Origin of the sequence: Luteimonas saliphila, from assembly GCF_016774335.1 — a bacterium.
Taxonomy (GTDB): Bacteria; Pseudomonadota; Gammaproteobacteria; order Xanthomonadales; family Xanthomonadaceae; genus Luteimonas; species Luteimonas saliphila.
The window spans coordinates 97,265-108,155 of sequence record NZ_JAETWA010000031.1; the positions used below are offsets into that span (position 1 = coordinate 97,265).

The following is a 10,891-nucleotide window of genomic DNA, read 5'->3' on the forward strand; positions in this document are numbered from 1 at the left end:
TGCCTGTGTGCCACGGTGCTGGCGGCCAGCCCTCCCGCCTTCGCGCAGACCCCATGGGATGCACAGGACCAGGCCGACATGTGGGGACGGCTGCAAGCACAGAGACTGATCAGGTCGTCGGAACCGGCACGCGCCGAAATCGCGAAACGGGACCAGTCGTCGGCCCCTGCCCCCGTGCACGCCGCCGGTCGCGACGACACGGCAGCACCCGATCCTCGCCACGGCTCCCGTGATGGAGCCAGGCTGCGGACGCGTCCGGCGCCCGAGGCCAGGGCGACGACCACCGCTACGAAGCCGTCGGCGCCTGGACAACCCTGCACGTGAAAGCCGGCTTCGATCCCCCGGACGTGACCGCCACGCGCGCTGGAACCCCTTCCCGCGCGCGGAGGCGGGATGGCTCGCGTGCGCGGCACCGGTGCCGGGCGACGTCGGAATGCCGGGCGCGCTGCGCCTGGCCGGCCGGAGTCAGGCGCAGGCGCCCCGCCCGCCGATGCTCCGAACGCTGACTTCCTCGCATGCCTCGAGGCACCCCGCGGCGCCGGGTCGCCCACGGCATCGCGAAGCAAGGTCCCACCCGCGTCAGTCGTTTCCTCGCTCGCCAGGGCAGGCGCAACGGGACAAGGGGTTCTCTGGACCATTCCGTTCCGCCGGCCCGGCGTCAGTCCGCGGCGAACAGCTCCAGGAACTTCAACGCCAGCGGGCTCTTCTCCACTTCCGCCACCTGCAGGCGGTTGCCCCAGTGCAGTCCGTCGGTGTTGCCTAGCGCCACCAGGGTCAGGCCCTTGCCGGGGACTTTAAGTAGCAGGCCGGCGTACGCATCGGGCCACCAGCCGCCGTGCCAGACCAGTTGCTGGCCCCGCCACTGCTGTGTCCACCAGCCGTAGGCATAGCCGGCCGGCCTGCCGTCGGGATCGGTCGGCGGCGTCCACATCTGTCCCAGTAGCGCCCTGGGCAGGATGCGTTCCTGGTCGAGCGCCAGCGAGTACTCGGCCAGACTACGGGCGCTGGCGATGATGCCGCTGGAGGCATTCATCTCGGGATTCGGCAGCGGCGACGGCGCCAGCCCGTCCGCCTCGTCCTTCGCGAGCCGGAACGGTGGCGCCAGGTGAACCAGCGCCATCGCGCCATGTGCGTCGCGCCAGCCGGCGGCGATGTCTTCGAGCTCCGCCTTGTCGAGCACGTAACGCCGCACCCAGTGGTCGAACGGCTGCCCGGTCCTCTCCTCCACCCAGTTCGACAAGCGCCCGAACACGATCGGGTTGTAGAGGAAGTTGCTGCCTGGCGTGCCGAGTACCCGCATCTGCAGCACGTCGCGCACGCTGATGCGGGCACCGCAGTCGATCCTCGGCGGCACGTAGCCATCGTCCAGCGCAACCCCACCACCGAAGATGTTGCCGCTGGTGGCCAGCCACCGACAGCGATCCTGCCAGTCCGACAGCTCGGAGAACGCATCGTCCAGGTCGAGCAGGCCATCGGCCTCCATCGCAAGCAGGGTGGCCGCGCTGAAGGTCTTGGTGATCGAGGCGACCAGGTAGCTGGTGTCCGGCGTGGTCGGCTCCTCGGCGTCGTGGTCCTGCCAGCCGAAGCCCTCGGCCGCGACGATGCGTCCGTCACTGGCGATGGCGTACGACAGGCTGAGGATCCCGCGCTCGGCACGGTATGCCTGCGCGAATGCCTTGAACTCCGCCAGCTTCGCCCCGTCCCCGGCCGGCTGTGCGTGCAGCGGCCCCGTCAGGACGAGCGATGCGATGACCACGACGCGACGCAGCATGATGCTTTCCCCGGTGCGCCCTGGCCCGGGCGTGATGCCGATTGAACCAGAGCCGGGCCCAGGCCGGCTACTGCCGACTACTCTGCGTTCGCCAAAGACGGGTCGGGTCGGGTCGGGAGCCGGAGCGCGAGCCGAGCGCGATTCCGCCCGCATCCGGCGCCGAGCACGTCGGCGGAAGGCGACCTACCCTTCGGCCACCTTCCCCAAGCCCACGGCCGCCAGGGCGACCATCGGCGCCAAGGCAGACGGGGCCATCGTGTCCTTCACCAGCCCTGTTCGGTCGGCAGAACGAACAGCTCCGCGACATCGACGTGGGCCGGCGCCTGCGCCGCGAACACGATGGTGTCGCCGATGTCCTCGCCCTTGAGGAAGGTCATCTGGCTGGCGAGTTCGTCCATCTGCCGGCGATAGCCGGGGTCGGTGATGTGGTCGTAGAGCTCGGTGGCGACCGCGCCGGGCTGGATGCAGGTGACGCGGATGTTGTGCTTCTGTCCGACCTCCATCCGCAGGCCGTCGGAGAACGCCGTCACCGCGTGCTTCGTGGCGCAGTAGACCGACAGACCCTTGAAGACCTTGCGGCCGGCGATCGACGACATGTTGAAGATGTGGCCGCAATGGCGCTCGATCATCCCGGGCAGGACGGCGGCGGTGGTATTGAGCAGGCCCTTCACGTTCACGTCCACCATCCGGTGCCACTCGTCGACCTTGAAGCGGTCGATATCGGACAGCGGCATCAGGCCGGCATTGTTGACGAGGATGTCGATCGGTCCAAGCGAGTCGACGAGCTTGGCGACGCCCGCTTCGACCGAAGCCGGGTCCACGACGTCCATCTCGATGACCAGCGCCTTACCGCCCTCTCGTTCGATGCCGGCCTTCAGGGCTTCGAGCTTCTCCACCCGGCGGGCGGCGATGCCCACCTTCGCGCCCGCTGCGGCGAGCCTTGCCGCGGTCGCCGCGCCGATGCCGCTCGATGCGCCGGTGACCAGTGCGATCTTTCCGTCCAGATTGCGCATTGTCATCACTCCTTGTCGTGCGGCCCACCACCGTGATGGGCCTTCGGATCACAAGGAGGACGCTAAGCCATCCACGGCCCGCTTTCTCACGGGCCCTTGCGCGACCTGTCGCGGTCTTGCTCGAACGTAAGAAACGGCGGAGCGCCTAGCCCTGGCGGTAGTGGCTCGGCGAGACGCCGGTCTCGCGCCGGAAGACCTGGGCGAAGTGGCCCGGACTCGAGTAGCCCACCGCCATGCCGATCTCGATGACGCTCGCGTCGGTTTCCTGCAGGAGCTGCTGCGCGCGAGCGATGCGCTCGCGAATGAAGTAGCGGGACGGAGAGAGCCCGGTGGCGCGTTTGAACTGGCGGCTGAAATGAAACCTGCTCATGCCGGCCGCGTCCGCCGTTCGTGCCAGATCGAACGGCTCGGCCAGATGCGCCTCGAGATGGGCGATGACGCGCCGCAACTTGAAGCGGGGCAGCGCCGCGTGCCGGTCGTCCGCGGTCCCGTGCAACGCGTAGTGACGGATCAGGTGGACCGCGATGGCCTGGGCGATGCCCTGGACGAACAGCTCGCTGCCGATGTCTTCGCCAACCAGTTCCCCGTGGACCAGGGCCAGCAGGTGCGACAGCTGCGGATCCCTGCCGCCGGAGACGTCGCGCAAGACGGGAGGCACCGGGCAACCGAGCATCTCGCGAGCGACCCGCTCGAACAGCGGGACGGACAGATACAGGTGCATGACCTCGAACGGGTCGGCGCCGACCGCGCGCCAGCGCATCTCGTACGGCGACTGGGTCCGGGTCAGGAAGAAGTCGCCGACCTGGACGCGGCTGGCGACCCAGTCGCCCTCCAGTTCCCGCTCTTCGACGATGGCCTCCCCGGACACGATCCAGACGACGAAGGGTTCGGCCACCGCCGGGACAAGGAACGGCGCCTGGAGAGACTGGCGCGAGTAGACCTTCACCAGCAGATCGGCCCACGCCGGACCGTCGCTGCTCGCCAGGGTGTCCCCGGCAATGAACTGCTCGAGCCCGCGCGGAGAGGTGCGATTCCGGGCCGGCCCGTCGAAGGGCGCGGGCGACGTCGACAACGCGCTCCCTGTACGCTCGGAACGACGCACGGGTTCCTTCGTTCGCGGACTCGCTGTTGTCTTCATGACGACGATCCGATCTGGCGGGTGAAGTCCCGGGACTGGCGAGGGCAGCGCCGCACCGTCCCAGACACGCGTCCAGCAGGCACATTTATCGGCGGCGGCCGCGGGCAATGATAGTCGTGGAAGAAGGAAGGGCGCCCGACCGGCGCCGCGCCATGCCTTGCCGACACGCGCGCGCAGGCATCCGGCCCGTATCACCGGCGCCGGTGCGTCATCTCCGGGAAACGGCTGATTCCCGAGCGCTACACGTCGGAGCAGGTGCGGCTTGGCGGCATTCGCCTCGCCCCGGCCCGCCATCCTCCGGGGCCCCCGGCACATGCCTTACCATGTCGTCCCCGGCGGGCCCTGCCCCGCCTCCCGCGCAAGCGTCCCTCCGGGTCGCGATCGCACGGCCCGATCCAGTTTCCGTTGCCCACCCATGACCAGCCGACTCCGCGCCGCCGCCCACGGCGATGCCTCCCTGTCCGAACGTGCCCGCATCGCCCTCGAGGTACTCGAAGCGATCCGCGACGACCGCAGCCTGCTCGACGCGCTGGACCCGGCCGACCGCATCCGCCTGCTGCAGGCGGTCGCGCTGGTGCATCACCCGGAACCGCGCGCGCGCCGCAAGCAGGCCAAGAACGAGGCACGCGAACGCGCACGCGAGAAGGCGCGCGCGACAGAAGCGTTGCTCGACCGGACCGGCATCCGCACCCTGCGCCGCAAGCCGGTGTTCACCACTCCCAACTATTTCCCGCCGCAGCCGCCCGGACAGCACGATCCTCGCAACAATGCGGCCGATCCGGTCTCGCATGGCGAGTCGCCGGAACTGCTGCACTGCTATGTCTGCAAGCGCAAGTACACCCGCGTCCACCATTTCTACGACCAGCTGTGCACGACCTGCGCCGAGCTCAACTTCCGCAAGCGCACCGAAACCGCGGACCTCACCGGCCGCGTCGCCCTGCTCACCGGCGGGCGGGTGAAGATCGGTTACCAGGCCGGCCTGAAGCTGCTGCGCGCCGGCTGCGCGCTGATCGTGACCACGCGCTTCCCGCGCGATTCGGCGCAACGCTACGCGCAGGAACCGGATTTCGAACAGTGGGGCCACCGCCTCGAGATCTTCGGCCTCGATCTGCGGCACACCCCCAGCGTCGAAGCGTTCTGCGCCGAACTGCTCGCCACCCGCGACCGGCTCGACTTCATCGTCAACAACGCCTGCCAGACCGTGCGCCGTCCGCCGGCGTTCTACGCGCACATGATGGCCGGCGAAACCGCCGCGCTGCATACCCTGCCCGAGCACGTGCGCAGGCTGGTGGGCGGCTACGAAGGCCTGCGTGCGGCGGACCTGCTGCCGGGCGGCAGCCAGTCGCTGGTGAACGGGACGTCCGGAGCCAGGCCCGCGGGGCTGGCACGTGCGGCGGAACTGTCGCAGGTGCCGCTGCTGGCCGACGAACTGCTCGGCCAGGCGCACCTGTTCCCGGAAGGACGCGTCGACCAGGACCTGCAGCAGGTGGACCTGCGCGGACGCAATTCCTGGCGCCTGCAGATGGACGAAGTGCCCGCGGTGGAGCTGCTGGAGACGCAGCTGGTCAACGCGGTGGCGCCCTTCATCCTCAACGCGCGCCTGAAGGCGCTGATGCTGCGCACCCCCGACGGCCAGCCGCCCACGCGCGACAGGCACATCGTCAACGTCTCGGCGGTCGAGGGCCAGTTCTACCGCAACTTCAAGACCACCAAGCACCCGCACACCAACATGGCCAAGGCCGCGCTGAACATGATGACGCGCACGGCGGCCGCCGATTACCACGGCGACGGCATCCACATGAACGCCGTCGACACCGGCTGGGTGACCGACGAGGATCCGGTGGAGATCGCCGCACGCAAGATCATCGAGGAGCGCTTCCACCCGCCGCTCGACATCGTCGACGGCGCGGCACGCATCGTCGACCCGATCATCGACGGCATCAATACCGGCCACCACGTCTGGGGCCAGTTCCTCAAGGACTATGCGCCGACGGATTGGTGAGATTCGAAGCGGGCTGCGGAGCGATCGGGCCCGGCATCCGCCCCCCTTGCGTGACCGCGGTCCCCCGTTAAGCTTGGCCCCGCCGTGGCGCAGTGCCCGTGGCGGGGACATCCCAATGACGATGAAGCTGACAATCCGGGATGTTCACTCCAGCGAGTTCGAGGCGCTGGGCCGGCTGATGGTCGGGGTGTACTCCAGCCTCGAAGGATTTCCCACGCCGGCGGAGCAGCCGCGCTACTACGAGATGCTGGCCGACATCGGCCGGTTGAGCGAGAAGCCCTCCACCCACGTGCTCGTCGCGCTCTCCGGAGACGGCCGTCTGGTCGGCGGGATCGTCTACTTCGACGATATGGCCCAGTACGGCTCGGGGGGCAGCGCCACGTCGATCAGGGACGCCGCGGGAATCCGCCTGCTCGGCGTCGACCCGGCGTTCCGTGGCTCGGGGGCGGGCAAGGCGCTCACCCTGGCGTGCATCCAACGGGCGCGTGAACGGGGGCATTCGCAGGTCATCCTGCACACCACGCAGGCGATGACCGTTGCCTGGCGGCTCTACGAGAAGCTCGGCTTCGTGCGTTCCGGTGATCTGGACTTTCTCCAGGACAACCTGCCGGTCTTCGGATTCAGGCTCGGACTCGAGGCGTGAGGCGCAGCGCGCAAGGCAAGACAGACGCCCCGCCCCGGGTAGCCGACCCCGCCGGCACGAATGCCGGCCGCGGAAGCCCGCCTCACAGCCCGTAGTTTCCGACCCGTTGTTCCCCTGCGAGCCGTCCGGACATCGTCCCGGGCACCTTTCTCGACCCGATGCCAGTCCAGTCCCGATCGGTCCGGATCCAGCCCCGTAGCCCGGATAAGCGCAGCGCATCCGGGTACACAATCGCCCAACCGCCCCCCCGGTCGGCCCCGCCGGATCTCCGCATGAAACCAGCGAGCCATCCAGTCCAGATCGGTCTGGATCCAGCACGGCGAGTGATGAATGTCGATCGTCTGCAGGCGGCCCGGTCCGAGATTCTCGAATCGATGCGGAACGCCCGCGGGACCGAGGACGACTTCGCCGGCGGCGACATCGATGGTCGCTTCCCCGACGAAGAACCTGGCCCGTCCTTCGATGACGATGAACGTCTCGTCGTACGGATGGACATGAAGACGTGGACCGGCGCCTGGCGTGTCGGTCCCGTAGGCCAGCACCGTGACCGCCCCGCCCAGGGCGACGCCCTCGATGGATCCACGCCACGGCCCTCGGCGACGGGATCGAACAGCCGCTTGGGTGACCGACGAGGACCCGGCCGAGATCGCCGCGCGCAAGATCATCGAGGAGCGCTTCCACCCGCCGCCCGACATCGTCGACGGCGCGGCACGCATCGTCGACCCGATCATCGACGGCACCAACATGGGCAACCACGTCTGGGGCCAGTTCCTCAAGGATTACGCGTCGACGGACTGGTGAAACCCAGGACGGCACCGGCACGGTGCGGCATGCTGGCCGGGGGTACGTGCGCGTACTCGCGCGCGCTCGCAAATCCGAGCGCTATCGCTGCTTCCGCGCGGTGCCTCGCACCCTCAACGTGCCGAACTCCGTCGGCTCCCAGACGACGAGTTCCAGATCCCGATCCCGGAACACGACGTCAAGGACGAAGCGGTTGATCCGGCTCAGGCGGTTGAGCTCGATCCGCAGGCGCCCGTCCTCGAACCATTCTGCGCGCCCGGCCGAGATCGCACCTCCCTCCACAGTCGTTATGCGATACCGGCCGTCCAGCCCGAGAGGCTGGACGAGCGTGTCACCGTTTGCGAGTCCGAGGGTCAGCGCGTTTGCGCCGCGAGCCTTGAACTCGACCGCGAACGAGCGCAGGCCGAGCGCGTTCTCCTCCAGTTCGTACACGCGACCCGACAGGCGCCCGGGTACCGTCGCTGATGCGGGCGAGCGATGGGCGGGAGCGGCCGCAATCCGGCGCAGCGCCTCGTCGAGCCTGCTCTGGTTGGCGGGATCCGGCGGGAGCGGAGCATTCGAGCGCACCGATTTCAGAATGTACTGGCCGATGTCGAACGGTTCGAAACCACCACCCGTGGTGACCACCACCATGTTGTTCCCAGGCGATATGCTGATGCGCTGACCGCCGCGCCCGACCGCTTCGAACAAGCCCGGCAAGCGGTGGGGCATCCACCAGCCCAACCCGTAGTCGTTGTCTTCGTTGGCCCGGAAATGGTGCGCGACCGACGTCTCGACCCAGGCTTCCGACAGCACATGGTGGTCGGCCCAGCGTCCTTCGTTGAGCATCAGCAGGCCGAGCTTCGCCATATCCGTCGGCCGCAGCTGCAGGTCGCCCCAGCCGTGGCTGATGCCCCGCGCGTCCGCCGGCCAGTGCACGTCTGTGATCCCCAGCGGCCCGAACAGGTGCTGGCGCGCGAAGTCCAGGGCGGACATTCGCGTACCCGATGAAATCGCTGCCGAAAGCAGGTGGAAATTGGGACTGCAGTAACCGAAGCGCGTCCCGGGCTGCGCCAGCGTCGGCAGTCGCAGCGCATGGGCCGCCCAGTCCTCCGTGCCACGCATGGCCCGAAGCTCCGGTTCGCCACGCTTGAAGCCGCAGTCGAAACCCGACCGCATCGAAAGCAGATCGCCGAGCCGGATCGTCTTCGCGACGTCGGTTGCGCCCGCCGTGACGTCGGTGGGCAGTGAAGAGACGAGGCTCTGCTCCGGCCCCTGGAGAAGGCCCCGGTCCGTCGCAAGGCCGACCAGCATGGAGACGACGCTCTTGGTCACCGACGCAACGTCGTGGCGGACCTCCGGTGCATAGGGATGGAAGTAGGCATCCAGCACGATCACGCCGTTCCTCACGACGGTAACGCTGTGGACGTTGAGATTCTTCGCCAGGGCGAACTGCAATCCGTCCGCAAGATCCGCCGAGCTCATACCCTGCGCCTCGGGGGACGACATCTCCCAGTGCGTCGTGGGCCAGTGCGCGGGCGCCGGCGGAACCTGGTCCCCGGCAAACGAGATCGATGCCGGGGCGACGAGCGCCATCGCCAGTGCAGGGAAACTCCATCGTCTCGGTCGTTCCATTGGATACCTGTCGGTTTCTGGGCGTGTCGGTCGGGGAAATGTCGATGGCACGATGGGGGGGGCTATCTACCCCTGCCCTGTGAACGCGCGCCACATGTCGGCGTCGCGCCCGCTCCGCAGCGTGACCTGCGGGTACCGCGCCCCGCCATGGCGAGGCGGGTGCCCATCGCGATCCCGTGGGTCTCCCCCGGATTGACCCATCCAGCATGCCTGATACGCTCCCGGCACGACCGACAACTTTCCATCGTTTCGTGCCATGGCCCACCGCATCGCCATGCTGGTCTACCCCGATTTCCAGCTGCTGGATGCGACCGGTCCGCTCGCCGCGTTCGAGATCGCGCAGCGACATGCCGCCGGGTTCTACGCGTGGGGGCTGGTGGCAGGGACACCGGGACCGGTTCCCAGTTCGGCCGGCGTCATCCTGCAGGCGGATCCGTTCGGCACGCCGGCCCACGTCGACACGCTCATCGTCGTGGGAGGATTCGGCTCCGTGGCCGCCGCCCGCTGCCCCGCCACGCTGCGCTTCGTGCGGGCCTGCGCCAGGCGCGCGCGACGCGTAGTCAGCATCTGTTCCGGCGCTTACGTCCTCGCGTCGGCAGGGCTGCTGGATGGCCTGTGCGCCACCACGCACTGGAGCCACGGCGCGGATTTCTCCAGGCGCTTCCCGCAGGTGCGGCTGGACGCCAACCGGATATTCGTGAAGGCAGGCAATATCTGGACGTCACCCGGCATCACGGCGGGCATCGACCTGGCGCTCGCGCTGATCGGCGAGGACGTGGGAGAAGACATCGCGCGCAAGACCGCGCAACAGCTCGTCGTCTACCACCGGCGTCCGGGCGGCCAGTCCCAGTTCTCCCCGCTCCTGGACATCGAACGTGCCGAAGGGCGATTCGCTGCGCTGCTGGATTACATGCGCACGCACCTGCAGCGCCGGCTGAGCGTGACCGAGCTTGCGAACCACTGCTGCATGAGTCCACGACACTTCTCGCGTCTGTTCACCGCGGAAATCGGCATCGCCCCTGCAAAGGCCGTGGAGCGGCTGAGGGTGGATGCGGCACGCGCCGCACTGGAGAGCGGGGCCCGCTCCATTCATCGCGTCGCGAAGCTGCACGGCTTCGACAATGCCGAGCGCATGCGGCGCAGCTTCGTCCGCGTCCTGGGCAGCCCTCCGTCGAGCCTGAAGACGTGCCAAAGGGCGCCAGCGACAATCGACGCCGGCTGACAGCCGACGGCTGCGGCGCAGCCCTGCAAACCTGCGCGCGCATTGCGCCACCTACGCCTGGAACCGGTCCGATCCCTCCGGACAACACCCCATCACCCGTGCCGTACACGATTGCGCCCGACGATCGCGTCATCGGCCCTCGGCAACGCGTTCGAAGGTGATGATGCTGCGCGTCTCGCCCTTGTCCGCCCAGTTCGGCATCACCCGCCAGGGCGTGAGCACCTGCAGCCGGTCGCCGTCGAGCGCGAACTGGCGACGTTGCTCGGTGCCGACCCAGGCCGGGTTCCAGGCCACGTCGACCGCCGTGACCCAGTCGTCGCCCTCGATCCGGTAGCGACCGGTATACGCGATGAGGGTCTCGAGCAACTGCGCCATCTCGCGGTCGCTGTCGCCCGGCAGGCGGCCATCGCCGGTCAGCATGAACCACACGCGGCCCTCGCGGCTGAAGATCGTGTAGCCCGTCGGGCGGTCGCCCATCGCCGGGAACCGCTCGCCCGTGGACGCGACCTCCACTTCATACGACACCAGGCACCACGTGCCCACGACCGCAGGCGACGCCGCAACCGGCCCGGATCCCGTTTTCAGCTTGGGGGGCGAGGACATCGTCCCCACTCTGCAACGGATCCTTCCCCGAGATCAACCCTGGACCAGAACCGGGGTCAGAGTGGAATTTTCCTACGCCCGGGT

Annotated in this window: 9 protein-coding genes and 1 pseudogene; 4 read left to right on the forward strand and 6 right to left on the reverse strand. The window is 68.6% G+C overall.

Going from position 1 to position 10,891, the window contains the following annotated elements; translation table 11 throughout:
- Positions 1-658: 658 nt before the first annotated feature.
- The 3 genes from JMO03_RS08220 to JMO03_RS08230 form a co-directional block, all read right to left on the reverse strand.
- Positions 659-1,771, reverse strand: coding sequence for a serine hydrolase domain-containing protein (locus JMO03_RS08220; protein WP_202842353.1), 1,113 nt, complete (start codon positions 1,769-1,771; stop codon positions 659-661).
- A 263-nt stretch (positions 1,772-2,034) separates the two neighbouring features.
- Complete coding sequence (locus JMO03_RS08225) at positions 2,035-2,784, reverse strand: SDR family oxidoreductase (protein WP_238345997.1); 750 nt, start codon at positions 2,782-2,784, stop codon at positions 2,035-2,037.
- A 145-nt stretch (positions 2,785-2,929) separates the two neighbouring features.
- Positions 2,930-3,856: a helix-turn-helix domain-containing protein gene (locus tag JMO03_RS08230; protein ID WP_202842358.1), complete on the reverse strand. Its 927-nt coding sequence runs from the start codon at positions 3,854-3,856 to the stop codon at positions 2,930-2,932.
- A 481-nt stretch (positions 3,857-4,337) separates the two neighbouring features.
- Between JMO03_RS08230 and JMO03_RS08235 the strand changes: the two genes are divergently transcribed.
- Entirely contained in the window at positions 4,338-5,924 is a 1,587-nt protein-coding gene (locus JMO03_RS08235; RefSeq protein ID WP_202842360.1) for an SDR family NAD(P)-dependent oxidoreductase, read from the forward strand.
- Positions 5,925-6,039: 115 nt separating this feature from the next.
- Positions 6,040-6,567, forward strand: a complete 528-nt coding sequence (locus JMO03_RS08240) for a GNAT family N-acetyltransferase (RefSeq protein ID WP_238345998.1) — start codon at positions 6,040-6,042, stop codon at positions 6,565-6,567.
- On the opposite strand, the gene JMO03_RS08245 is transcribed toward JMO03_RS08240, so the two are convergent.
- Positions 6,474-7,262, reverse strand: a complete 789-nt coding sequence (locus tag JMO03_RS08245) for a cupin domain-containing protein (RefSeq protein WP_337926382.1) — start codon at positions 7,260-7,262, stop codon at positions 6,474-6,476. The genes JMO03_RS08240 and JMO03_RS08245 overlap by 94 nt on opposite strands.
- On the opposite strand from JMO03_RS08245, the pseudogene JMO03_RS08250 reads away from it, so the two are divergent.
- Positions 7,186-7,368: pseudogene (locus JMO03_RS08250) on the forward strand (oxidoreductase); the annotation flags it as partial. The gene JMO03_RS08245 and the pseudogene JMO03_RS08250 overlap by 77 nt on opposite strands.
- Before the next feature lie 81 nt (positions 7,369-7,449).
- Here JMO03_RS08250 and JMO03_RS08255 read toward each other — a convergent pair.
- Complete coding sequence (locus JMO03_RS08255) at positions 7,450-8,943, reverse strand: serine hydrolase domain-containing protein (RefSeq protein WP_202842366.1); 1,494 nt, start codon at positions 8,941-8,943, stop codon at positions 7,450-7,452.
- Positions 8,944-9,238: 295 nt separating this feature from the next.
- On the opposite strand from JMO03_RS08255, the gene JMO03_RS08260 reads away from it, so the two are divergent.
- Positions 9,239-10,204 carry a GlxA family transcriptional regulator gene (locus JMO03_RS08260; protein WP_202842368.1) on the forward strand — a complete coding sequence of 322 codons (966 nt, stop codon included), beginning with the start codon at positions 9,239-9,241 and terminating at the stop codon, positions 10,202-10,204.
- 129 nt (positions 10,205-10,333) lie between these two features.
- On the opposite strand, the gene JMO03_RS08265 is transcribed toward JMO03_RS08260, so the two are convergent.
- Entirely contained in the window at positions 10,334-10,747 is a 414-nt protein-coding gene (locus JMO03_RS08265; protein ID WP_337926383.1) for a lipocalin-like domain-containing protein, read from the reverse strand.
- Between the last annotated feature and the right edge of the window lie 144 nt (positions 10,748-10,891).